At 69.1% G+C, this 22,310-nt stretch carries 22 protein-coding genes; 11 read left to right on the top strand and 11 right to left on the bottom strand.

The features are described from left to right. Positions 1 to 7 precede the first annotated feature (7 nt). The 5 genes from infB to pnp all read left to right on the top strand — a co-directional run bounded on the left by infB (position 8) and on the right by pnp (position 6,866). Positions 8 to 2,473 carry a translation initiation factor IF-2 gene (infB, locus tag ACTB72_RS12650; protein ID WP_463037354.1) on the top strand — a complete coding sequence of 822 codons (2,466 nt, stop codon included), beginning with the start codon at positions 8 to 10 and terminating at the stop codon, positions 2,471 to 2,473. Between the two features lie 127 nt (positions 2,474 to 2,600). Next, on the top strand, positions 2,601 to 3,032 hold the full coding sequence (gene rbfA / locus ACTB72_RS12645) for a 30S ribosome-binding factor RbfA (protein ID WP_463037352.1): 432 nt from the start codon (positions 2,601 to 2,603) through the stop codon (positions 3,030 to 3,032). A 4-nt stretch (positions 3,033 to 3,036) separates the two neighbouring features. Then, a complete protein-coding gene (gene truB / locus ACTB72_RS12640) occupies positions 3,037 to 3,990 on the top strand; it encodes a tRNA pseudouridine(55) synthase TruB (RefSeq protein WP_463037351.1) in 954 nt (317 codons plus the stop codon). Between the two features lie 190 nt (positions 3,991 to 4,180). Continuing rightward, a complete protein-coding gene (rpsO, locus tag ACTB72_RS12635; protein ID WP_463037350.1) occupies positions 4,181 to 4,450 on the top strand; it encodes a 30S ribosomal protein S15 in 270 nt (89 codons plus the stop codon). Between the two features lie 286 nt (positions 4,451 to 4,736). Beyond that, the gene (gene pnp, locus ACTB72_RS12630; RefSeq protein ID WP_463037349.1) at positions 4,737 to 6,866 is read left to right on the top strand and encodes a polyribonucleotide nucleotidyltransferase; all 2,130 of its coding nucleotides are present in this window, start codon (positions 4,737 to 4,739) and stop codon (positions 6,864 to 6,866) included. Between the two features lie 137 nt (positions 6,867 to 7,003). On the opposite strand, the gene ACTB72_RS12625 is transcribed toward pnp, so the two are convergent. Further along, positions 7,004 to 7,627 (bottom strand): FMN-dependent NADH-azoreductase, encoded by a 624-nt coding sequence (locus tag ACTB72_RS12625; protein ID WP_463037348.1) that lies wholly within the window; start codon positions 7,625 to 7,627, stop codon positions 7,004 to 7,006. A 105-nt stretch (positions 7,628 to 7,732) separates the two neighbouring features. On the opposite strand from ACTB72_RS12625, the gene ACTB72_RS12620 reads away from it, so the two are divergent. Further along, on the top strand, positions 7,733 to 8,698 hold the full coding sequence (locus tag ACTB72_RS12620) for a LysR family transcriptional regulator (protein ID WP_463037347.1): 966 nt from the start codon (positions 7,733 to 7,735) through the stop codon (positions 8,696 to 8,698). Positions 8,699 to 8,703: 5 nt separating this feature from the next. Here the strand turns inward: ACTB72_RS12620 and ACTB72_RS12615 are convergent, their stop codons facing one another. Further along, positions 8,704 to 9,381: an OmpW/AlkL family protein gene (locus ACTB72_RS12615; protein ID WP_463037346.1), complete on the bottom strand. Its 678-nt coding sequence runs from the start codon at positions 9,379 to 9,381 to the stop codon at positions 8,704 to 8,706. A 221-nt stretch (positions 9,382 to 9,602) separates the two neighbouring features. Here ACTB72_RS12615 and ACTB72_RS12610 point away from each other — a divergent pair, with 221 nt between their 5' ends. Continuing rightward, positions 9,603 to 10,364 (top strand): SDR family oxidoreductase, encoded by a 762-nt coding sequence (locus tag ACTB72_RS12610; protein WP_463037345.1) that lies wholly within the window; start codon positions 9,603 to 9,605, stop codon positions 10,362 to 10,364. Between the two features lie 189 nt (positions 10,365 to 10,553). Next, a complete protein-coding gene (locus ACTB72_RS12605; RefSeq protein ID WP_463037344.1) occupies positions 10,554 to 11,429 on the top strand; it encodes a DMT family transporter in 876 nt (291 codons plus the stop codon). Between the two features lie 144 nt (positions 11,430 to 11,573). On the opposite strand, the gene ACTB72_RS12600 is transcribed toward ACTB72_RS12605, so the two are convergent. From ACTB72_RS12600 to fabA, 3 genes are all read right to left on the bottom strand, one after another. Continuing rightward, the gene (locus ACTB72_RS12600) at positions 11,574 to 12,389 is read right to left on the bottom strand and encodes an enoyl-ACP reductase FabI (RefSeq protein WP_463037343.1); all 816 of its coding nucleotides are present in this window, start codon (positions 12,387 to 12,389) and stop codon (positions 11,574 to 11,576) included. A 10-nt stretch (positions 12,390 to 12,399) separates the two neighbouring features. Then, on the bottom strand, positions 12,400 to 13,623 hold the full coding sequence (gene fabB, locus ACTB72_RS12595; RefSeq protein ID WP_463037342.1) for a beta-ketoacyl-ACP synthase I: 1,224 nt from the start codon (positions 13,621 to 13,623) through the stop codon (positions 12,400 to 12,402). A 105-nt stretch (positions 13,624 to 13,728) separates the two neighbouring features. Further along, complete coding sequence (gene fabA, locus ACTB72_RS12590; protein ID WP_463037341.1) at positions 13,729 to 14,241, bottom strand: bifunctional 3-hydroxydecanoyl-ACP dehydratase/trans-2-decenoyl-ACP isomerase; 513 nt, start codon at positions 14,239 to 14,241, stop codon at positions 13,729 to 13,731. A gap of 174 nt (positions 14,242 to 14,415) precedes the next feature. On the opposite strand from fabA, the gene irr reads away from it, so the two are divergent. Together irr and ACTB72_RS12580 are read left to right on the top strand one after the other, a co-directional pair. Further along, positions 14,416 to 14,832, top strand: coding sequence for a Fur family transcriptional regulator Irr (irr, locus tag ACTB72_RS12585; protein WP_463037353.1), 417 nt, complete (start codon positions 14,416 to 14,418; stop codon positions 14,830 to 14,832). A gap of 332 nt (positions 14,833 to 15,164) precedes the next feature. Next, positions 15,165 to 15,521, top strand: coding sequence for a type II toxin-antitoxin system death-on-curing family toxin (locus ACTB72_RS12580; RefSeq protein ID WP_463037340.1), 357 nt, complete (start codon positions 15,165 to 15,167; stop codon positions 15,519 to 15,521). 6 nt (positions 15,522 to 15,527) lie between these two features. Here ACTB72_RS12580 and mmsB read toward each other — a convergent pair whose 3' ends face one another. The 6 genes from mmsB to ACTB72_RS12550 form a co-directional block, all read right to left on the bottom strand. Beyond that, positions 15,528 to 16,394: a 3-hydroxyisobutyrate dehydrogenase gene (gene mmsB, locus ACTB72_RS12575; protein ID WP_463037339.1), complete on the bottom strand. Its 867-nt coding sequence runs from the start codon at positions 16,392 to 16,394 to the stop codon at positions 15,528 to 15,530. Positions 16,395 to 16,457: 63 nt separating this feature from the next. After that, on the bottom strand, positions 16,458 to 17,081 hold the full coding sequence (locus tag ACTB72_RS12570) for a glutathione S-transferase N-terminal domain-containing protein (protein WP_463037338.1): 624 nt from the start codon (positions 17,079 to 17,081) through the stop codon (positions 16,458 to 16,460). Continuing rightward, positions 17,078 to 18,130: an enoyl-CoA hydratase/isomerase family protein gene (locus ACTB72_RS12565; RefSeq protein ID WP_463037337.1), complete on the bottom strand. Its 1,053-nt coding sequence runs from the start codon at positions 18,128 to 18,130 to the stop codon at positions 17,078 to 17,080. Before ACTB72_RS12565 ends, ACTB72_RS12570 begins: the two co-directional genes overlap by 4 nt. A 21-nt stretch (positions 18,131 to 18,151) precedes the next feature. Continuing rightward, positions 18,152 to 19,297: an acyl-CoA dehydrogenase family protein gene (locus tag ACTB72_RS12560; protein WP_463037336.1), complete on the bottom strand. Its 1,146-nt coding sequence runs from the start codon at positions 19,295 to 19,297 to the stop codon at positions 18,152 to 18,154. A gap of 128 nt (positions 19,298 to 19,425) precedes the next feature. Then, positions 19,426 to 19,809: a RidA family protein gene (locus ACTB72_RS12555; RefSeq protein ID WP_463037335.1), complete on the bottom strand. Its 384-nt coding sequence runs from the start codon at positions 19,807 to 19,809 to the stop codon at positions 19,426 to 19,428. Then, positions 19,809 to 21,311, bottom strand: coding sequence for a CoA-acylating methylmalonate-semialdehyde dehydrogenase (locus ACTB72_RS12550; protein ID WP_463037334.1), 1,503 nt, complete (start codon positions 21,309 to 21,311; stop codon positions 19,809 to 19,811). The genes ACTB72_RS12555 and ACTB72_RS12550 overlap by 1 nt, the downstream gene beginning before the upstream one ends. Positions 21,312 to 21,435: 124 nt before the next feature. Here ACTB72_RS12550 and ACTB72_RS12545 point away from each other — a divergent pair. Beyond that, positions 21,436 to 22,310, top strand: an 875-nt coding sequence (locus tag ACTB72_RS12545; RefSeq protein ID WP_463037333.1) for a LysR family transcriptional regulator, incomplete at its 3' end; no start/stop codon positions are given.

Below are 22,310 nucleotides of genomic sequence, written 5' to 3'. Positions count from 1 at the left end.
GGCTGCGGTGACGCGCCCCGCCGATCCGCCCCGCGGGGCCGGCGCGCCTTCGGCCGCCGCCGCCCGCCATGCGGCCCCCGTGGCCGGCGAGGGCTCCAAGCCTTCGCCCCGCCGCCCCGGCCGCGGCGCGGTCCTGAAAAGCCTCTCGCCCGAGGAATACGAGCGCCGCAAGAAGGCGCTCGAGGCCGCCAAGGCCAACGAGGGCGCGCGCCGTCTCAAGGAAGAGGCGGAAACCAAGGAGCGCGAGGCCGAGCGTCATCGCCTTCTCCGCGAGAAGGAGGAGCGTGAGCGCAAGGAGGCCGAAGAGCAGATCCGCCGCGAGCGCGAGGAGTCCGAGCGGCTCGCCGCCGAGGAGGACGCCAAGCGCAAGGCCGAGGCCGAGAAGCGGGACCGCGAGCGGGCCCGTGCGGCCCAGAACGTGCCCGGCGCGCCGCAGAGCGACATCACCACCGGCCCGCCCCCTGCCGAGGGCGAGGGCAAGGATCGCACCATGCGCGCGCTGCCCAAGCGCGCCGTGGGGCCGGCGCCGGCCGACGACAAGAAGCCGGGCCGCGGCCGGGCGGGCGACGAGCGTCGCCGCTCGGGCAAGCTGACGATCACCCATGCGACGTCGGGCGACGATGGCGGGCGCACGCGCTCGCTCGCCGCAATGCGCCGCAAGCAGGAGCGTCAGAAGCGCCAGGGTCGGGGCAGCGGAGAGCCGCGCGAAAAGGTCATGCGCAGCGTGAACCTGCCCGACGCGATCACCGTGCAGGAGCTCGCCAACCGCATGGCCGAGCGTGCGGCCGACGTGGTCAAGATGCTGTTCAAGTCCGGCATGATGGTCACGATCAACGACACGCTGGATGCCGACACCGCCATGCTGGTGGTCGAGGAATTCGGCCATACCGTGGTCCGCGTGTCGGACTCGGATGTGGAGCAGGCCATCGATACCGTCGAAGACGTCGAAGAGAACCTGCAGGCGCGCGCCCCGATCGTCACGATCATGGGCCACGTGGACCACGGCAAGACCTCGCTGCTGGACGCGATCCGCAAGACCAACGTGGTCTCGGGCGAAGCCGGCGGCATCACGCAGCATATCGGCGCTTACCAGGTCACGACCGAATCGGGCGCCCCGATCACCTTCCTCGACACCCCGGGCCACGCCGCCTTCACCTCGATGCGGGCCCGTGGCGCGCAGGTGACGGACATCGTGATCCTGGTGGTCGCCGCCGACGACGCGGTGATGCCCCAGACCATCGAGGCCATCCACCACGCCAAGGCCGCCAACGTCCCGATGATCATCGCGATCAACAAGGTCGACAAGCCGGGCGCCGATGCGAACAAGGTCCGCCAGGAGCTGCTGCGCCACGAGGTGGTCGTCGAGGCCATGTCGGGCGACGTGCAGGACGTGGAGGTCTCGGCCAAGACCGGGGCCGGGCTCGACACCCTGCTCGAGGCCATCGCGCTGCAGGCGGAAATCCTGGAGCTGCGCTCCAACCCCGATCGCGCCGCCGAAGGCGCCGTGATCGAGGCCAAGCTGGACACCGGCCGCGGCCCCGTCGCCACGGTCCTCATCCAGCGCGGCACCCTGAAGCGCGGCGACATCTTCGTGGTCGGCGAGCAGTGGGGCCGCGTGCGCGCCCTGCTCAACGACAAGGGCGAGCGGGTCGACGAGGCCGGTCCGTCGGTTCCGGTCGAGGTTCTGGGTCTCCAGGGCACCCCGGGCGCCGGCGACGTGCTCAACGTGGTGGAATCGGAGGCCAAGGCCCGCGAGATCGCCGACTACCGTCAGCGTCAGTCCCGCGACAAGCTGGTCGCTTCGGGTCCGCGCGCCTCGCTCGATCAGCTTCTGGCCCAGGCCAAGGCCGACGAGGACGTGGCCGAACTGCCCGTGCTGCTGAAGGCCGACGTCCAGGGCTCGACCGAGGCGATCGTCCAGGCGCTGGAGAAGATCGGCAACGAGAACGTCCGCGTCCGCGTGCTGCATTCCGGCGTCGGCGCGATCACCGAGACCGATGTGGGCCTCGCCGAGGCGTCCAAGGCCCCGCTGATCGGCTTCAACGTCCGGGCGAACGCCCCGGCGCGCGAAGCCGCCCATCAGAAGGGCGTGGAGATCCGCTATTACTCGATCATCTACGATCTCGTGGATGACGTGAAACTGGCGGCCCAGGGTCTTCTCAAGCCGGAAGTCCGCGAGACCTTCATCGGCTACGCGAAGATCAAGGAAGTCTTCCACGTCTCCAACGTGGGCAAGGTCGCCGGCTGCGAGGTCACCGAGGGTGTGGCGCGCCGTTCGGCGGGCGTCCGCCTGCTGCGCGACAACGTCGTGATCCATCAGGGCAAGCTGAAGACCCTGAAGCGGTTCAAGGACGAAGTGCCCGAGGTCCGGTCGGGCACCGAATGCGGCATGGCCTTCGAGAACTACGAAGACATCCGCGCGGGCGACGTGATCGAGATCTTCACCACGGAAGAGATCGCGCGCACGCTCTGAGCCTTGCGGATCGCTTGAACTCTGCACCGGCCGGGGCGAAAGCCCCGGCCGGTTCGCATTTCGGCCCCGCGCGATTGCGCGGGCCCGGCGATGACGCTATCACCCCGGCCTTCTGGAGGAGCCTGACATGTCCAATCCACGCGTAGGCCGCGGCCCGTCCCAGCGCCAGCTCAAGGTCGGCGAGATCGTGCGTCGCGCCATCGCCGACGTGCTGATGCGCGGCGATCTGCATGACCATGAGCTCGAGCGGTTCTCGATCACCGTGTCCGAGGCCCGGATGTCCACCGATCTGCGCCATGCCGACGTCTACGTGATGCCGCTCGGCGGGGTGGGGGTGGAGGACGTGCTGGTCCTGCTCGCCAAGAACAAGCATGAGCTGCGCCGGATGGTGACCCGCGAGATCAAGCTCAAGTTCTCCCCCGATCTGAAATTCCACGCCGACAAGTCCTTCGACCAGATGGACGAGACCCGCCGCCTGCTGTCCGAACACCGGGTCCGCAAGGACATCGAGGCGCCCGACGAGGACGACGCAACCGAAGACGAAAAGCGGGAGCTTTGAGGCCGTGGGTCGGCGCAGGAAGGGTCGGCCGGTCGACGGCTGGCTGCTGATCGACAAGCCGCTGGGCGTCGGGTCCACCGACGTGGTCTCGAAAGCCCGCTGGGCGTTGCAGGCACGCAAGGCCGGTCATGCCGGCACGCTCGATCCGTTGGCCACCGGGCTGCTGGTGATCGCGTTCGGCGAGGCGACCAAGGCCGTGCCGGTCGCCTCCGACGGGCTGAAGCGCTACCGCTTCACCGCCCGCTGGGGCATCGCCACCGCGTCGGATGACGGCGAGACCGAAGCCATCGCCACCTCCGACGCGCGCCCCGACGAAGCCGGGATCCGCGCCGCGATCCCCGCCTTTCTCGGCGATATCATGCAGGTGCCGCCGCAGTTCTCCGCGGTGAAGGTGGATGGCGAACGGGCCTATGACCTCGCCCGCGACAGCGCCGAATTCGCGCTCAAGGCCCGCCCGCTGCACATGGCGTCGCTGGAGCTGATCGCGATGCCCGACGCCGACCATGCGGAATTCGAGATGGTCTGCGGCAAGGGCGGCTATGTCCGCGCCATCGCCCGCGATCTGGGCGAAGCGCTCGGGTGCCACGCCCACGTGTCGGCGCTGCGGCGGTTGTCCGCGGGTCCGTTCTCCATCGAGGATGCCGTGCATTTCGCCGCGCTGGACGGATTCCGCGACGCGCATTGGAGCGCCCCGATCCTGCCGGTGGCCGCGGGCCTGGCCGAGCTGCCCGAGGTCCGGGTCACCCCGACCGCCGCCGCCGACCTGCGGATGGGGCGGGAAGGCGCCGCCCATTCCGCGCCGGCCGACCTCCAGTGGGGCGACGCCGCCTGGGCGTCCTGCGGCGGCGAGGCGGTGGCGATGGGCGTGTGGCAGGGCGGACGGCTGAAGCCCAACCGTGTGTTCCTGCCCCCCGAGATCGAGGCCGAGCCGGCGGCGGAGCCCTCTTCGAACGACTAAGCGCCCCGAAAACCGTGTTTGCACGCGGAAAGCGCGGCGTCAGGCCTGTATTTCCCCTTTTCATCCGCGGCGATCCGTTGCATAGGGACGCCTTCGTCACCGACCGTGCTGGACGACATCCCGGCGCCGGCCGATGGCGAAGATCGCGCAGCCGCGCGGTCCTCTCCCCTCAAGCCCATGGAGGCCCCCGATGTCGATCACCGTCGATCGGAAAGAAGCCCTGATCAAGGAATACGCGACCAAGGAAGGCGACACCGGTTCGCCCGAAGTCCAGGTCGCGATCCTGACCGAGCGGATCACCAACCTGACCGAGCACTTCAAGGAGCACAAGAAGGACAACCACTCCCGCCGTGGTCTTCTCAAGATGGTCGCCCAGCGTCGCAAGCTGCTCGACTACGTGAAGGGCAAGGACGTGGAACGGTACCAGTCCATCATCTCCCGGCTCGGCATCCGCCGCTGACCCATTCCGCAAGGCGCGCCGACCCCGGCGCGCCTTGACGCATTCCCGGGCGTCGCGGCGCGCCTGAGGTCCAAGACCCACCGCCCCCGCAAGGCTTCATCGCCGGGGGCGGTCGCCGCATATCCGGGGGTTCGCCTCCGACCTGCCCGGGGGCGCGCCCCCATCCGTCCGTTCGTTTCCGCCCCATGGCCCCGGGTCGAAGCGTTGCGATAACCGGGGCCCGCTCCGCTGCGCGGAGTCGACGCGCGGAGGACGCAGGGGCGTCCGTCCGCTGGAAGGAAGCGAAATGTTCGAGATCACCAAGAAGTCGATCGAATGGGGCGGCGAGACCCTCACGCTCGAGACCGGCCGCGTCGCGCGCCAGGCCGACGGTTCGGTCATGGCCACGCTGGGCGAGACCACGGTCCACGCCGCCGTCACCTTCGACAAGAAGCCCAAGGAAGGTCTGGATTTCTTCCCGCTGACCGTCCACTATCAGGAAAAGTATTACGCGGCCGGCAAGATCCCCGGCGGCTTCTTCAAGCGCGAAGCGCGCCCCACGGAGAAGGAGACGCTGACCTCGCGCCTCATCGACCGTCCGATCCGCCCGCTGTTCGTGCCCGGCTTCAAGAACGAGACCCAGGTGGTCTGCACCGTTCTCAGCCATGACCTCGAGAACGACCCCGACATGCTGGCGATGATCGCGGCCTCCGCCGCGCTGACCCTGTCGGGCGTCCCGTTCATGGGGCCGATCGGCGCCTGCCGCGTCGGCTACGTCGATGGCGAATATGTCCTGAACCCGCGGGTCGAGGACATGAACAAGCTCAACGAAAAGCCCGATCAGCGCCTGAACCTCGTCGTCGCCGGCACCAAGGACGCCGTGATGATGGTCGAGTCCGAGGCCTACGAGCTGTCGGAAGAGCAGATGCTGGGCGCCGTCACCTTCGGCCACCGGTCGATGCAGCCGGTGATCGACCTGATCATCGACATGGCCGAGGCCGCGGCGAAGGAGCCCTTCGACTTCCAGGCCCCCGACCGCTCGACCCTCTACGGCCGCGTCAAGGACCTGGGCGAGACCGCGATGCGCGCCGCCTTCGCCATCCGCGACAAGCAGCAGCGCACCACCGCGATCTCCGGCGCCCGCGACACCGTGAAGGCCGGCCTGACCGACGATGAGAAGGCGGATTCGACCGCGCTGAAGGACTGCTTCAAGAAGCTCGAGTCCGAGGTTCTGCGCGGCGACGTGATCGCCACCGGCACCCGCATCGACGGCCGCAACCTGACCACCGTGCGCCCGATCCTGGCCGAGACCTCGGTCCTGCCCCGGACCCACGGCTCGTCGCTGTTCACCCGCGGCGAGACCCAGGCGCTGGTCGTCACCACGCTCGGCACCGGCGACAACGAGCAGATCATCGACGCGCTGGAAGGCGACTGGCGCGAGCGGTTCCTGCTGCACTACAATTTCCCCCCGTATTCGGTGGGCGAGACCGGCCGCATGTCCGGCCCGGGCCGTCGCGAGATCGGCCATGGCAAGCTGGCCTGGCGCGCGCTGCAGGCGGTGCTGCCGCCGGCGACCGAGTTCCCTTACACGATCCGCATCGTGTCGGAGATCACCGAGTCGAACGGCTCCTCCTCGATGGCTTCCGTCTGCGGCGGTTCGCTGTCGATGATGGACGCGGGCGTGCCGCTGAAGGCCCCCGTGGCCGGCGTGGCGATGGGCCTGATCCTGCAGCCCGACGGGCAGTTCGCGGTGCTCACCGACATCCTGGGCGACGAGGATCACCTCGGCGACATGGACTTCAAGGTGGCCGGCACCGAGAACGGCATCACCTCGCTGCAGATGGACATCAAGATCGCCGGCATCACGCCCGCGATCATGGAGCAGGCCCTGGCCCAGGCCAAGGACGGCCGTCTGCACATCCTGGGCGAGATGTCGAAGGCGCTGAACTCCAACCGCACCGAGTTCTCCGTCCACGCGCCGCGCATCGAGACCATGCAGATCCCCACCGACAAGATCCGTGAAGTGATCGGGTCCGGCGGCAAGGTCATCCGCTCCATCGTGGAGGAGTCGGGCGCCAAGGTCGACATCAACGACGACGGCCTGATCAAGATCGCCTCCCCCGACGCGTCCTGCATCGAGAAGGCGCGCGAGATGATCGACTCCATTGTGGCCGAGCCCGAAGTGGGCCGGATCTACAAGGGCAAGGTCGTCAAGATCATGGATTTCGGCGCCTTCGTGAACTATTTCGGCAAGCGCGACGGTCTGGTCCACGTGTCCCAGATGACCAACGAGCGGGGGGCCAACCCCAAGGAGCTGGTCAAGGAAGGGCAGGAGGTCCGCGTCAAGCTGATGGGCTTCGACGACCGCGGCAAGACCCGCCTGTCGATGAAGGTCGTCGACCAGGAAACCGGCGCCGAGATCGCCGAGCAGGCCTGATCCGGGTCGGCGCCCTCGCCCTCGGGCGGGGCGCGCCGCCGGCTTCCGCCGGCAGGACATGAAAAAGGGCCCCGGCGACGGGGCCCTTTTTCGTGTCAGCGGATGAGGGGCGGCGGGAAGCCCCGCCGCCCGGACCGTCAGGCGGCCTTCTGCGCCGCCGGGGCGATGGCGGCGTCGATGCCGGCGATGGCGGCCTCGATGGCCTTGGTCGCGGCCTCAGGCCCAAAGGCGATGCCCTCGGCCCGCACGAAGCGCAGGTCGGTGACGCCCATGAAGCCGAACACGCCGCGCAGGAACGACTCCTGGAAATCCATCGGCGCGGCCGGCCCCTCGGAATAGATCCCGCCGCGGCTGGAGGCGACGATCACGGTCTTGCCGCCGGCCAGACCCTCGGGCCCGGTCTCGGTGTAGCGGAAGGTCGCGCCCGGCACGGCCAGACGGTCGATCCATGCCTTGAGCTGGCTCGGCACCGAGAAATTGTACATCGGCGCCCCGATCACCACCACGTCGGCGGCGAGGAACTCGGCCAGGGCCTCGCCGGCGCGCTTGGACAGGGCTGCGACCGCGTCGTCGGGCGCGGCGGCGCCGGCGCGCGCCATCGCCATCTCAGGCCCGTCCAGATGCGGGAACGGGCTGGCCGTCAGGTCGAGCCGGGCGACCTCGGCGCCCTGGGCGGCCAGCGCGGACACGATCTCGGACGACAGGCGGCGGGACACGGAAGCCTCGCCGGTGATGCTGGAGTCGACGTGAAGCACTTTCATCGCGCGATCTTCCTTATTCTTGTGTTGCGGTGCACCCTAGATGGCCGCAGAACGACCTCCCGATAAGCGCGGTATTTCAGGACTGCGCGTTCCATGGGTGGGACAATGGCGTTGACCGACCTCGACGATCTGGCCCTGTTCGTGGCGGTGGCCGACCATGGCGGCTTCTCCGCCGCGGGGCGGGCGCTTTCGATCCCCAAATCCCGCGTCAGCCGGCGGCTGGCGGGGCTGGAGGCGCGGCTGAACCTGCGGCTGGTGGAACGCTCCACCCGCCGGATCTCGGTCACGCCGACCGGGCTGGAAGTGCTGGCCCATGCCCGCGCCGCGCTGGCCGAAGCCGACGCCATCGAAGCGCTCGCCGCCCGTCGCCATGCCGAGCCGCAGGGGCTGGTGCGCGTCTCCTGCCCGATCGGGGCGGAGCGGCCCATCGTGCTCGGCCTGCCGGCCTTCCTCGCCGCCCATCCCCGGCTGCGGGTGCATCTGATGCTGACCAACCGCCGCGTCGACCTGATCGAGGAGGGCATCGACGTGGCGCTGCGGGTGCGCGAACGGCTGGAGGGGGAGGCGGATTTTCAGGTGCGCATCGTCGGCCCCACGCGCGCCATGCTGGTGGCGGCGCCCGCGCTGCTCGACGCCGCCGGCCGCCCGACCCGGACCGAACAGGTGGCCGACCTCCCCCTGCTCGACCGCAGCGAACGGGCCCGCCGGGTGTCCTGGCGGGTGAACGGTCCCGACGGCGCCACGGCGGTGATCGAGGGCGAACCCCGCTTCTCCACCGGCGACTTCGCCGCGCTGCGCCTGGCGGCGGAGGCGGGCCTGGGCGTGTGCCTGATGCCGATCTCGGAATGCGTGGAGGCGCTGGAGGCCGGGCGGCTGGAACAGGTGCTGCCGGGCTGGGTGGGCGCGGGCGGGGTCATGCACCTGGTCTACCCGTCGCGCCGCGGCCTGCTGCCGGGGCCGCGCGCCTTCATCGACTTCGCGGCGGAGGCGCTGGCCCGCGGCCAGGCCGAGGCGGAGGCGCCGTGCGAGCGGCGCAAGGCGACGGGCGGCCCGGACGAGCCCCCCGCCTGAACGCCTCAGAAACGGTAGCCGATGCCGACGCCGACCAGCAGCGGGTTGATGTCGACATCGCCCCGGACCGCGCCGCCGTTGATCGACCAATCGGTGCTGAGCATGATGTATTTGACGTCGGCGTTCAGGTAGAGCCCGTCGCCGATCTCATAATCCACGCCGATCTGCAGCGCCGCGCCGAAGGCGTTGTCGTAGCGGATCTTGGAGAACTGCCCGGCGTCCTCGTTGTAGAACATCGTGTAATTCACGCCGGCCCCGACATAGGGCTTCAGCTTGTTCAGCCCCGGCACGCCCAGCAGGTCGCCCAGCCCGGTCACATGATACTGCGCGGTCAGCGTCGGCGGCAGCAGCCAGACCGAGCCGATATCGGCCCCGGCCAGCGCGCCCTTGCCCTTCACGTCATGCGGCGTTGTGCCCAGGATCAGCTCGGCCGCGAAATTCGGCGTGAAGAAATAGGTGATGTCGAGCTCGGGCACGACCGAGTCCGAGATCGACGCGTCGGAGCCAGGGGCGCCGATGGCGTGCAGATCCTCGTTCGGCAGCACGGCGAGCCCGCGCAGGCGAACCAGCCAGTCGCCGTTGTAGTCGGCGGCGAAGAACGAGTCCTCGGCCCGCGCCGCGGGCGCGAAAGCGGCGGAAAGGGCGGCGGCCGCGGCGAGGGCGGCGAAGAAAGGCTGGCGCATGGGGCGCTCCGATGATCGGCGATCCGCGCCCCGAAGCGGGCGCGCCCTCCTCATGCGCCTCCGCGCCGCGGCGCGATTTGATCGGGATCAAGTCTCGACGGAAAACCTTCGGGCTTGACGTCACGTTCCCGCCCCGCTTCCCCTCCGGGCCGCCATGGGTCTAGGCTTCGCCTGCGCCCCGGAGCGGGCGCGAACCGGAAAAGAAGCGGGAGGATACGGGCATGGGCACGCTCAACGGACAGATCGCCTGGGTGACGGGCGCGGGCGGCGGCATCGGCGAGGCCGCGGCCCGCGCCCTGGCCGAGGCCGGGGCGACGGTGGTGCTCTCGGGCCGCCGGGCCGAGGAGATCGGGCGGGTCGCGGCCGACATCGCGGCGACAGGCGGCAAGGCCGAGGCATTGCCGGTGGACGTGGTCGACGAAGATGCGGTGGCGGCGGCCGTCGCCGACATCTCCGCCCGGCTCGGCAAGATCGAGATCCTGGTGGCCAATGCCGGCATCAACGTCCCCAAACGCACCACCGCCGAGATCACCGCCAGCGCCTTCCGCCAGGTGGTCGACATCAACCTGACCGGGGTGATGAACTGCGCGATCCCGGTGATGAACGCCATGCGCGGAACCGGGGGCGGACTGATCATCATGGTGTCGTCCTGGGCGGGGCGACACGCCTCCAAGATGACCGGGCCCGCCTACAACGCGTCCAAGCACGGGGTGGTGGCGCTCAGCCACTCGATCAACATGGAGGAAGGGCATAACGGCATCCGCTCCTGCGTGATCATGCCCGGAGAGGTCAACACGCCGATCATGGACAAGCGGCCGATCCCGCCGTCTCAGGCCATCCGCGCCCGGATGCTGCAGGCCGACGACCTCGGCCGCGCCGTGCGCTTCGTGGCCGAGAGCCCGGCCCATGTCTGCGTGAACGAGATCCTGATCTCCCCGACCTGGAACCGCGGCTTCGTGCCGGCGGAGCTGCAGGTCGACTGAGGGCGCCCGATCGCGCGGCAGACGGGCGGCCGGCGCCTCGGATCGGCGCGACATGCGCGCGCCGGGCGCCGGCCATGCATGCGGAAGGCTTGACGCACGGCCGTCTACGCGGTTCACAGAGGTCAGCGTTGCTTACGGTTCCGGCCGTGAGCCGATCGTCGCTGATCCCTCTCACCGCCCGGATTCGACATGGTTCCCCAAAGCGCCCGCCGGGGCCTGAGCTTCATGCTGCTCGCCGTCTGCATCTTCGCGGCGCAGGACGGCATCTCCAAGCACCTGGCCCAGAATTACCCGCCGTTCTTCATCGTGGCGGTCCGCTACTGGACCTTCGGGCTGTTCGTGCTGGTGGTCGCGGCCCGCGCGCCCGGCGGCATAAGGCAGGCGGCGCGGTCGGCCAACCTGCCCTTGCAGCTGATCCGCGGCGCATTGCTGGCGTTGCAGGTGGTGGTGGCGATCACCGCCTTCGCCAAGGTGGGCCTCGCCGAGACCATGGCCCTTTTCGCCGCCGCCCCCTTGCTGGTCGCGGCCCTCTCGGTGCCCGTGCTGAAGGAGGCGGTGGGCTGGCGGCGCTGGACCGCCATCGGGGTCGGCTGCATCGGGGTGCTGATCATCCTGCAGCCGGGCCCTGCGATGTTCGACGGGGATATCTGGATCGCGATGCTCGCGGTCGCCGGCATCGCCACCTACGGGGTGATGACGCGGCTGGTCAGCCGGGGCGACACCGCGACGACCACCTTCTTCTACACCGGCATCGGCGGGATGCTGGTGATGAGCTTCATCGGCCCGTTCTACCTCACCAACCTTACGCTCGCGGACTGGGGCTGGCTCGCCATCCTGTGCTGCACCGGCGCCACCGGGCATTTCTTCTTCATCAAGGCGCTGGAGAGCACCGACGCCGTGGTGATCCAGCCGGTGCAATATCTGCAGACCATGCTGGGCGCGATGACCGGCGTGTTCCTGTTCGGCGAGGTGCTGGAGGGGCCGGTGATTTTCGGCGCGGCGCTGGTCATCGCGGCAGGCCTGTTCACCGTGTGGCGCGAGGCGATCAAGAAGAAGATCGTCTGAACGCCCGCGGACTTGCGCCGCCGCAGGACAAGGCGGACCCGCGGATCGTATCGGGGGCGCGCCTTCGCCGAAGCGCGAGCCGACGCGCTTCGCACCCAAAGCCGGCCTCGCGGCCGGCCTGTCCGTCAGCGAAGGCCCAGTCCCTCAGCTCTGGATCGGCGCCAGGTTTTCCAGCTGGGCCATGCCGATGGCGTGGTAGCCGCCGTCGACGAAGATCACCTCGCCGGTGGTCGACGCGCCGTAGTCCGAGCAGAGATACATCGCCGCCCCGCCGATATGGTCGAGCGTCGCGTTGGCCCGCATCGGCGCGTTGTCGGCGACCGCCTTGTAGACCCTGCGTGCCCCGCCCACGGCCGAACCGGCCAGCGTGCGCATCGGCCCCGGGCTCAGCGCATTCACCCGGATGCCCTGCGGCCCGAGATCGTTGGCCAGATACCGCACCGACGCCTCGAGCGCCGCCTTGGCGACCCCCATGACGTTGTAATTCGGCATGATCCGCTGCGCGCCCAGATAGGACATGGTCACGATCGACCCGCCCCCCTGCATCAGCGGCAGCATCCGCCGCGACATGTCCACCAGGGAATAGCAGGAGATGTCCAGCGAGTTCAGGAAGTTCGCCCGGCTGGTGTCGGCGAAGCGGCCCTGCAGCTCGTTCTTGTCGGAATAGGCGATGGCGTGGATCAGGAAATCCACATGCCCCCACGACTCCGCCAGTTCGTCGCGCACCGCGTCGAGCGAGGCCTCGTCCTGCACATCCGCCGGCATCAGATGCTTCACGCCCAGCTTGTCCGCCAGCGGCTTCACCCGCTTGCCGAAATTCTCGCCCTGATAGGTGAACGCGAGTTCGGCGCCATGTTCGTGCAGAACCTTGGCCACGCCCCAGGCGATGGAGTGATCGTTCGCGACGCCCATGATGAGCCCGCGCTTGCCGGTCATAAGACCCTTGACCATCTCGCCCATCCCTCCGTCCTCAGCCGTGATACCGGCTGAGCGCCAGCGTCGCATTGGTTCCGCCGAACCCGAAGGAATTCGAGATCACGGTGTCGAGCCCGGCATCGTCGATCCGCGTGGTCGCGATCTCGTCCGCATGCAGTTCGGGGTCGAGCTCGGTGATATTGGCCGACGCGGTGACGAAATCGTTCTGCAGCATCAGCAGGCAATAGATCGCCTCCTGCACGCCGGTCGCGCCCAGGCTGTGCCCGGTCAGCGACTTGGTCGACGAGATCACCGGCTGGTCGTCGCCGAAGACGCGGCGCACGGCCTTGACCTCGGTCACGTCGCCGGCCGGCGTCGAGGTGCCGTGGGCGTTGATATACTGCACCTTGCGGTCGCCGAGCGTGGAGAGCGCCAGCTGCATGCACCGCTCCGCCCCCTCTCCCGAGGGCGCGACCATGTCGTAGCCGTCGGACGTGGCGCCGTAGCCGGTGACTTCCGCGTAGATCTTCGCGCCGCGGGCCTTGGCGTGCTCCAGTTCCTCGAGCACCACGACCCCGGCGCCGCCGGCGATGACGAAGCCGTCGCGGGTCTTGTCGAAGGCGCGCGACGCGGTGGTCGGCGTGTCGTTGTATTTCGACGACATCGCGCCCATCGCGTCGAACAGGCAGCTCAGCGTCCAGTCCAGCTCCTCGCCGCCGCCGGCGAAGACCACGTCCTGCTTGCCGAACTGGATCTGCTCCACGCCCGAGCCGATGCAATGGGCCGAGGTCGAGCAGGCCGAGGTGATCGAGTAGTTCACGCCCTTGATCTTGAAGGGCGTCGCGAGGCAGGCCGAGTTGGTCGAGCTCATGCCGCGGGTGACCATGAACGGCCCCATGCGCTTGGGGCTGCCCTTCTCGATGACGATCTTGTGGGCCTGGAACAGGTTCTTGGTCGATGGGCCGCCGGAGCCCATGATCAGCCCGGTGCGGGGGTTGGAGACGTCGCGTTCCTCCAGCCCGGCATCGGCGATCGCCTGTTCCATCGCCACGAAGTTATAGGCCGCGCCTTCGCCCATGAAGCGCAGGTTGCGCTTGTCGACGAGCGCGGCGAGGTCGATCTGCGGGGCCCCGTGCACCTGGCAGCGAAAGCCGTGCTCGGTGTAATCGGGCGCGGCCGAGATGCCGGACTTGCCCTCGCGCAGGCTGTCCAGCACGTCTTGGGCCGAATTGCCGATGGAGGAGACGATCCCCAGACCTGTGATGACGACGCGCCGCATTCGGGCCTCCCTTAGCCTGTCTTCTCTGCGCGAACTCGCGCGGCCTGGCGCGCCGGTCCCGGTCGCGGTCCGGGCGCGGGCCCGGACGCTTGCGGTCGGCGGCTCTCAGGCGTCCTGAAACAGTCCCACACGCATGTCGCTCGTGGCATAGATGGGGGCGTCGTCGGCGAACATAACCCCGTCGGCGATGCCGAGTTTCAGTTTGCGGTCGATGACCCGCTTCATCGAAACCTCGTAGCGGATCGTCTTCACCGCCGGCGTCACCATGCCGGAGAACTTCACCTCGCCGACGCCGAGCGCGCGGCCGCGGCCGGGCATGCCCTTCCACCCGAGGAAGAAGCCGGTCAGCTGCCACAGCGCGTCGAGGCCGAGGCAGCCGGGCATCACCGGGTCGCCGATGAAGTGGCACTGGAAGAACCAGAGATCCGGCTTCACGTCGAATTCCGCGGTGACGTGGCCCTTGTCATGGGCCCCGCCGGTTTCGGCGATGGAGGTGATGCGATCGGCCATCAGCATCGGCGGCGCGGGAAGCTGGGCGTTGCCCGCCCCGAAAAGCTCGCCGCGCGCGCAGGCCATCAGGCCCTCGTAGTCGTAGCTGTTCGCCCGCTCGATCGTCATGCCGGTCCCGTGCGTCCCTGCCGTTGCGTGTTAGGTCGGAGTGTCCCTAACACCCGCGGGGAATGCGGCGCAAGCGGCGCAAAGCGGGGGGATGGGCGGGAAATCGCAATGAATCTCTTGAAGCGCAGGGGTTTCGCACCGTATTCATGCGGCATGGACGAACTTTCGACTGCAATGGGGGCGGAAGCCCAGATGCGTGCCGGGCGCTGGCTGTCCCGGGCCGGGCTGCGCCCGACGCGGCAGCGGCGGGCGCTTGCGCTGCTGCTGGCCGGCGACGGCCGCAACCGCCACGTGACCGCCGAGACGCTGCATGACGCGGCCCAGGGCGCGGGGGAGCCGGTGAGCCTCGCCACCGTCTACAACACGCTCCGCAGCTTCACCGAGGCGGGCCTGCTGGCCGAGATCACGGTGGATGGCGCGCGCAGCTATTACGACACCCGGATCGAGGATCATCCGCATTTCTACTGGGAGGATGACGGCCGCCTCACCGACGCGCCCCGCGACTCGGTGAAGATCGAACGTCTGCCCGACGCCCCCGAAGGCACCGAGATCGCCAAGGTCGACGTTGTGATCCGCCTGCGCCGCGCCTGAGCCAAACCGCTTGGCGGTGGGGCGACGATCACCTATCTTTGCGTGTCAGAAGATGAGCCTTCGAGGCCGTCGCGCCATGGGCAATGCCGAGATGTCGAAATCCACTCCGAAAAACGTCGTGAAGAGCACGGTCAAAACGACCCGAAGTGAAGTCGTAAAGGGCGGGGCGATCACACGCGAGGCCGACACGGGTGCCTTGGTGTCAGTGCGATTGGGAACGAGTGTTCACTTGACGCGGCCGAAGTCGGTGGAGACGATCGAAAAGATTTCCAACCGCAGAAGCGCCGCCCTCGAAAGACTGGCAAATCGGTAAGCGACATTACCGCGTCAGTTTGAGCGACGCGATTGAAGCGCACGACGATGCGCTCAGGCGTGGCGGCCGGCCGGGTGTTCTGAACCTGAACTCGCTCGAATCCGCGCTGGCGCGCCCCTATTCCGGCTACCATCGACCATTGCATCGAAAGGCCGCCGCGCTTCTGGAAAGCATCGTCGGCAACCACGCCTTCGTGGATGGCAACAAGCGCACCGCGTGGATCCTGGTCGAAACGCTGATCGAGCGCAGCGGCTGGCGGCTCGACATTCCCGACGACGAGCCCATCGACGATCTCGTCGTCGCCGCGGCGGCGGGAGAGATCGGGTTCGACGGGCTCGTCGACTGGTTCAGGACCCGGCTGGTTCGGGCGGAATAGCCCGCCTCAGCGGTTCATCTTCGCCAGACGGGGCAGCATGGCCGAGAAATCCAGGCCCTTGCCATCCTCGCCCACGAAGGCGTCGTAGAGCTCCATCGCCTTGGCGCCCATCGGGGTCGGCGCGCCGACCGCGTCGGCGGCCTGCTGGCTCAGGCGCAGGTCCTTCAGCATCAGCTCGGCGGCGAAGCCGGGCTTGTAGGCGTTGTCGGCGGGGCTGGTCGGGCCCACGCCCGGGGCGGGGCAATAGGTGTTGATCGACCAGCACTGGCCCGACGAGGTCGAGACCACGTCGAACATCGCCTGACGGTCGAGGCCCAGCTTGTCGGCGAGGTTGAACGCCTCGCACACCCCGATCATCGAGATGCCCAGCACCATGTTGTTGCAGATCTTGGCGGCTTGGCCCGCGCCCGCGGTCCCGCAATGCACCGCCTTGGCGCCCATGATGTCGAACAGCGGCTTCGCCGACGCGAAAGCCTCGTCCGACCCGCCGGCCATGAAGGTCAGCGTGCCGCCCGCGGCCCCGCCGACGCCGCCCGAAACCGGCGCGTCCACCGACAGGAGCCCCGCGGCGCCGGCCGCCTCATGGGCGCCCCGCGCGCTGTCCACATCGACGGTGGAGCAGTCGACGAACACCGCCCCGGCCTGCATCGCCGGCACGATCTCCGCCGCGACGCGGGCGAGGATCTCGCCGTTGGGGAGCATGGTGATCACCGCGTCGCGCCCCGCCGCGGCCTCCGCGGCGGAGGCGGCGGCGACGCAGCCCTCGGCCGTGACGCCGGCCACGTCGAAGCCGGTGACCTCGTGCCCCGCCTTCGCCAGATTGGCCGCCATCGGCGCGCCCATGTTGCCCAGACCGATGAACCCGATCTTCATGCCCGTTCCTCCCTTGGCGCCGTTATCGCGCCTTGATGTCGTCGCCGCCCCCGTCCGGCCCCGTCAGCCGGCGGGGAAGGGGATCTGCGAAAACGGCTCGCGCGCTTCCCAGCCGAGCCGCAGCGCCTCCAGCGCCTTGCGCCGGTCGGCGGCGTAGACGCCCGGATGCCGGTCGGCCACGTAGGTCGCGGCGCAGACCACCGCGAACACCCCGCGGCTGGCCGTATCGGCCGAGATCGTGCCGTCGCCCGCCCGCGTCTCCAGCCAGTCCAGCGCCGATTCCAGCTGCCGGCCCAGACGCTCGGTCCGCGCCGGGTCGGTGAGGCCCGGGGCGCGACGACCCTCCAGGCTCGCCGCGACCGCGATCTCGGCCAGACCGATGGCGATGCTCTCGATCTTCAGGTCGGCCAGCAGGTCCTCCCGCTCCCGCGGGGTCAGGCGGTCCCGCTCGGGATCGGCCCAGCTCTCCACCCATTCCACGATGGCGCGGCTGTCGACGAGAACGCGGCCGTCCTCCATCTCCAGCGCCGGCGCGCGGCCGAGCGGGTTGATCTTGAGCACCGCGTCGAAATCGCCGAACACCGACAGCTCGCGTCGCGTGAACTCCAGCCCGTGGAAGGTCAGCGCCAGCGCGGCGCGACGCACGAAGGGCGAGTCGTAAAGGCCGGTAAGGACCAGACCGCTCATAGTTTCAACTCGTCATCGCCAAGCGGGGCGAACATCGCCATGGCCCGGTCGGGCCACACGTCTTCCAGGTTCGGCCACTTCCACTTGGGGTCGCGGTCCTTGTCGATCAGCTGGGCGCGCACGCCCTCGTTCAGCTCGCCGATCTCCTGGCTGCGCCAGGTGAAGCGCAGCTCATGGGCCAGCGCCTCCTGCAGATTGGCCATGTCGCGGGTGTCGCGCACCCCGATCAGCGTGCAGGCGACCGAAAGCGGGCAGGCGCGCGCGATCGCCTTGGCCGCGTCCTTCGCCCAGGGCGCGTCCATGCCCTGCAGCGTCTCGAGGATGCCCATCGGGGTGGTCCCGTCGAAGACCTTGTCGATCTGCGGCTGGATCTCCTCCAGGAACGGCGCCACGGCCGGCGAGACGGCGGAGCCCGGGTCCTTCGCCGCCGCAGTCACCGCGGAGATGTCGCCCGTCTCCTCCAGCGTGGCGATCAGGGCGGCCAGTTCGGACGACGGCACGAAGGTGTCGGTGAAGCCGGTGAGGATCGCGTCGGCGATGCCGATGCGTGTGCCCGTAAGCCCCAGATATTCGCCAAGCCGCCCCGGCGCGCCCGCCAGAATCCAGGTGCCCCCCACGTCCGGCAGCAGGCCGATGCCGGTTTCGGGCATCGCCAGCAGCGTGTTCTCGGAGGCGACGCGATGCGAGGCGTGGCTCGCCACCCCCACGCCGCCGCCCATGACGATGCCGTCGACCACGGTGACGATGGGCTTGGGATAGGTCGCGATCACCGAATTCATCCGGTATTCGTCGGTCCAGAACCCGCGCGAGAAGGCGAAATCGCCCTTCGAGCCATGGGCCCACATCTGCTTGATGTCGCCGCCGGCCCCGAAAGCACGGCCCGGGGCGGCGTCGATCACCACCAGCGCGACCTCCGGATCGTCCTTCCAGTCCAGCAGCGCCGCCTCGATGCCCAGCGCCATGCCGTGGGTCAGCGCGTTGAGCTGGTCCGGACGGTTCAGGGTCAGACGCCCCGCCTTGCCGGTCTTCGCGACGATAAGTTCAACCATGTCTTTTCCTTCTCGTCGTCTTCAGCCGCGCTCGGCCAGCAGCGCGCGCGCCGTGATCAGGCGCATGATCTCGTTGGTGCCCTCGAGGATCTGGTGCACGCGCAGGTCGCGCACGATCTTCTCGATGCCGTAGTCCTCGAGGTAGCCGTAGCCGCCATGCAGCTGCAAGGCGTCGTTGGCCACCTTGAAGGCCGCGTCGGTGACGAAACGCTTGGCCATGGCGCAGAACTTGGTGGCGTCGGGCGCCCCCTGGTCCAGTTTCCAGGCCGCCTGGCGCAGGAAGGTGCGCGCGGCCTGAAGCTCGATCTCCATGTCCGCCAGCTTGAACTGCAGCGCCTGAAACTGGTCGAGCGTCTTCCCGAAGGCCTGCCGCTGGCCCATGTAGACCGAGGCCGCGTTCAGCGCCGTCTGCGCGCCGCCCAGCGCCGAGGCGGAGATGTTCAGCCGCCCGCCGTCGAGCCCGGTCATGGCGTAGACGAAGCCGCGCCCCTCCTCGCCGATCAGGGCGTCATGGGGGGTCTTGCAGCTGTCGAACTGCACCTGCGCGGTGGGCTGCGCCTTCCAGCCCATCTTGCGCTCGTTCGCGCCGAAGGAAAGCCCCTCCGCCCCGTCCTCGACCAGGATGCAGGAGATGCCGCGCGGCCCGTCCTCGCCCGTCCGGCACATCACGAAATAGAGGTCCGAGAACCCGCCGCCGGAGATGAAGGCCTTGGTGCCGGTCAGCTCATAGCCCTCGTTGGTCCGCACCGCGCGGGTGCGGAGCGCGGAGGCGTCGGAGCCCGAGCCCGGCTCGGTCAGGCAATAGGAGGCGATGGTCTCGAAGCTGGAGAGCTTCGGCATCCACTTCGCCTTCAGCTCGTCGGACCCATACATGTCGAGCATCCGCGCGCACATATTGTGGATCGAGATGAAGGAGGCGATCGACGGGCAGGCCATCGACAGCGCCTCGAACACCAGCGTCGCGTCGAGCCGCGAGAGCCCGGCGCCGCCGGCTTCCTCGGAGACGTAGATGGTGGCGAGGCCCAGCGCGCCGGCCTCTTCCAGGATCGAGCGGGGGAAAGCCCCGTCGCGGTCCCATTGGGCGGCGTGGGGGGCGATCTTTTCGGCCCCGAAATCCCGGGCCATGTCGAACAGCGCCTGCTGCTCCTCGCTCAGCGCGAAATCCATCTCGGGTCTCCTCCGGTCTCGGTCGCCTTGGCGGCGTCAATTATTGTCGCGCCGGGCGGGCCGGGCGCCTCCCTCCCCCGCTTGCGGGGGAGGGCCGGGGCGGGGGCGCGGCCCGCCGCGTCGCGCCCTCAGGCCTGGGCCACCGCCTCGATCTCCAGCAGCCACGCCTCGTCGAAGATATCGCACACGATCACGGTCAGCGCCGGGCGCAGATCGCCCAGCGCCTCGGTGCGCACCTGTCGATTTGGCATCGCATATCGACGGTCCGAGAGGAAGGTCGTGACCTTCACGACATCCGACAGCCCCATGCCCGCGGCGCGCAGCTGCGCCTCGACATTGGCCCAGACCTGCCGGGCCTGCGCCTCGAACCCCTCGGGAACCTGGCCGGAGGCGGTCACGGGGATCTGTCCCGAAACCCACAGCGTGCGCGTCGCGCCGACGGTTTCCACCGCCGGCGCGTAGCCGCCCTTGCTTTGCGGGGCGTCGGAGGCCGAGACTTCCCGCCGGTCCATCAGCCCATCGTCGGAATGACGAACTCCGCCCCTTCCTTCACGCCCGACGGCCAGCGCGAGGTGACCGTCTTGGTGCGGGTGTAGAAGCGGAAGGCGTCGGGCCCGTGCTGATTGAGGTCGCCGAACACCGATTTCTTCCAGCCGCCGAAGGTGTGATAGGCGAGCGGCACCGGGATCGGGACATTGACGCCGACCATGCCGACGTTGATCCGGCTCACGAAATCGCGGGCCGCATCGCCGTCGCGGGTGAACAGCGCGACGCCGTTGCCGTATTCGTGGTCCATGGCGAGGCTCAGCGCCTCCTCATAGGTCTTGGCGCGCACGGTCGAGAGGACCGGGCCGAAGATCTCCTGCTTGTAGATCTCCATGTCCCTGGTGACGTTGTCGAAGAGGCAGGGGCCCACGAAGAAGCCGTTCTCGTAGCCCTGCATCTTGAAGCCGCGGCCGTCGACGGCGAGCGTCGCGCCCTCCTTCACGCCCTGATCGACCAGGCCGAGGATCCGGTCGCGCGCCTGCGCGGTGACCACGGGCCCGTAATCCACGTCGTCGCCGGCGGTGTAGGGGCCGACCTTCAGCGCCTCGATCTTGGGGATCAGCTTCTCGATCAGCAGGTCGGCGGTCTTCTCGCCCACCGGCACCGCGACCGAGATCGCCATGCAGCGTTCGCCCGCCGCACCGTAGCCCGCGCCGATCAGCGCGTCGGCGGCCTGGTCGAGGTCGGCGTCCGGCATGATGATCATGTGGTTCTTGGCGCCGCCGAAGCACTGCACGCGCTTTCCGGCCGCGGTGCCGCGCGAATAGACGTAATGCGCGATGGCGGTGGAGCCGACGAAGCCGACCGCCGCGATCTCCTCATGGTCGAGGATCGCGTCCACCGCGCCCTTGTCGCCGTTGACCACCTGCAGGATGCCGTCGGGCAGACCGGCTTCCTTCATCAGCTCGGCCAGCATCAGGGGCACGGAGGGGTCGCGCTCCGACGGCTTGAGGATGAAGGCGTTGCCGGCAGCGATGGCCGGGCAGAATTTCCACATCGGGATCATGGCGGGGAAGTTGAACGGCGTGATGCCCGCGGCGACGCCGACCGGCTGGCGCATGGAATAGATGTCGATGCCCGGGCCTGCGCCGTCGGTGTATTCGCCCTTCAGCAGATGCGGCGCGCCGATGCAGAACTCGGCCACTTCCAGGCCGCGGATCACGTCGCCCTTGGCGTCGGGCAGGGTCTTGCCGTGCTCGCGGCTCAGCGCCTCGGCCAGCTTGTCCATGTCCCGGTGCAGCAGCTGCACGAAGGCCATCAGCACGCGGGCGCGGCGCTGCGGGTTGACCGCAGCCCAGGCCGGCTGCGCGGCCTTCGCGGACATGACGGCGGCGTGAATTTCCTCGGTCGACGCCAGCGGCGTCTTGGCCTGCACTTCGCCGGTGGCGGGGTTGTAGACGTCGGCGAACCGGCCGGAGGTCCCCTTGACGTGCCTGCCGTCGATCCAATGGGTGAGTTCGGTGGTCATCTCGGCTTCCTCCAGACGGTCGTTTTCGAGCGCGAAGCCTTCACGAAAAAGCCGGCGAGGCAATGGGAATCTGTTCAAAACGGTTGTGCATTGGTGCACAACGCCGGCCATGAACTGGGATGACATGCGTTTTTTCCTGCACGTCGCACGCAGCGGACGGCTGACTTCGGCCGCCCGCGCGCTCGGCGTGGACCACGCCACCGTGTCGCGCCGGGTGGCGGCGCTGGAGGCGGCGCTGTCGACGAAACTCTTCGACCGCTCGCCCCGCGGCTACGCCCTGACCGAGGCCGGGCGCTTGCTGATGCCGGCGGCGGAGGCGATGGAGAGCGTGACCATGGCCGCCGCGATGGAGGTCGGCGGGCGCCATCACGACCTGTCCGGCGCGGTGCGGGTGGGGATGCCGGAGGGCGCGGCCTCGCATCTGGTGACCGAGGCCGCCGCCGCGCTCTGCGTCGCGCATCCCCGGCTGGAACTCCAGATCGTCGCCCTGCCCCGCATCTTCTCGCTCAGCCAGCGCGAGGCGGATTTCGCGGTGGCGATCACGCCCCCCGCCGCCGGTCGGCTGAAGATCCGCAAGATCGCCGATTACAGGCTGCGCCTCTACGGCCACCCCGATTATCTGGCCGGGCGGACGCTGACCACCACCGAGGATCTGCGCGACCACCGCCTGGTCGGCTACGTGCCCGACCTGATCTTCGACAAGGGCCTGGATTACCTGGCCGAGATCGGGGCGACCGGCGCGCCGGCGCTCTCCTCCACCTCGCTGCTGGTGCAGCTGGAGCTGGTGCTGGCGGGCGGCGGCCTCGGCGTGCTGCCCGACTACATGGCCGCGCGGCATCCGGTGCTGCGCCCGGTGTTGCCCGAGACCACGCGGATCACCCGCGCCTACTGGCTGGTGCTGCACCAGGACACGGCCGAACTCGCCCGCATCCGCCGCACCTCCCGCGCGCTGGCCGACGCCATCCGCGCGCGGCTGCCGCCGGGGGGATCGCTCCCCCC

Source organism: Albimonas sp., from assembly GCF_055129145.1.
The sequence above is the reverse complement of the archived record's forward strand: the minus strand, read 5'-3'. Positions and strand labels throughout refer to the sequence as shown.

Excerpts from the sequence above, each read along its gene's own strand:
- ACTB72_RS12550 (WP_463037334.1), bottom strand. The coding sequence starts at position 21,311 with ATGACCACCGAACTCACCCATTGGATCGACGGCAGGCACGTCAAGGGG.
- fabB (WP_463037342.1), bottom strand. The coding sequence starts at position 13,623 with ATGCGGCGCGTCGTCATCACAGGTCTGGGGATCGTCTCCTCCATCGGC.
- ACTB72_RS12605 (WP_463037344.1), top strand. The coding sequence starts at position 10,554 with ATGGTTCCCCAAAGCGCCCGCCGGGGCCTGAGCTTCATGCTGCTCGCC.
- ACTB72_RS12600 (WP_463037343.1), bottom strand. The coding sequence starts at position 12,389 with ATGGGCGAGATGGTCAAGGGTCTTATGACCGGCAAGCGCGGGCTCATC.
- pnp (WP_463037349.1), top strand. The coding sequence starts at position 4,737 with ATGTTCGAGATCACCAAGAAGTCGATCGAATGGGGCGGCGAGACCCTC.
- ACTB72_RS12615 (WP_463037346.1), bottom strand. The coding sequence starts at position 9,381 with ATGCGCCAGCCTTTCTTCGCCGCCCTCGCCGCGGCCGCCGCCCTTTCC.
- ACTB72_RS12625 (WP_463037348.1), bottom strand. The coding sequence starts at position 7,627 with ATGAAAGTGCTTCACGTCGACTCCAGCATCACCGGCGAGGCTTCCGTG.
- ACTB72_RS12620 (WP_463037347.1), top strand. The coding sequence starts at position 7,733 with ATGGCGTTGACCGACCTCGACGATCTGGCCCTGTTCGTGGCGGTGGCC.
- ACTB72_RS12565 (WP_463037337.1), bottom strand. The coding sequence starts at position 18,130 with ATGGTTGAACTTATCGTCGCGAAGACCGGCAAGGCGGGGCGTCTGACC.
- fabA (WP_463037341.1), bottom strand. The coding sequence starts at position 14,241 with ATGACGATCGAGCGGGCGAACAGCTACGACTACGAGGGCCTGATGGCC.
- ACTB72_RS12610 (WP_463037345.1), top strand. The coding sequence starts at position 9,603 with ATGGGCACGCTCAACGGACAGATCGCCTGGGTGACGGGCGCGGGCGGC.
- rpsO (WP_463037350.1), top strand. The coding sequence starts at position 4,181 with ATGTCGATCACCGTCGATCGGAAAGAAGCCCTGATCAAGGAATACGCG.
- ACTB72_RS12560 (WP_463037336.1), bottom strand. The coding sequence starts at position 19,297 with ATGGATTTCGCGCTGAGCGAGGAGCAGCAGGCGCTGTTCGACATGGCC.
- ACTB72_RS12555 (WP_463037335.1), bottom strand. The coding sequence starts at position 19,809 with ATGGACCGGCGGGAAGTCTCGGCCTCCGACGCCCCGCAAAGCAAGGGC.
- ACTB72_RS12570 (WP_463037338.1), bottom strand. The coding sequence starts at position 17,081 with ATGAGCGGTCTGGTCCTTACCGGCCTTTACGACTCGCCCTTCGTGCGT.
- irr (WP_463037353.1), top strand. The coding sequence starts at position 14,416 with ATGGGGGCGGAAGCCCAGATGCGTGCCGGGCGCTGGCTGTCCCGGGCC.
- rbfA (WP_463037352.1), top strand. The coding sequence starts at position 2,601 with ATGTCCAATCCACGCGTAGGCCGCGGCCCGTCCCAGCGCCAGCTCAAG.
- mmsB (WP_463037339.1), bottom strand. The coding sequence starts at position 16,394 with ATGAAGATCGGGTTCATCGGTCTGGGCAACATGGGCGCGCCGATGGCG.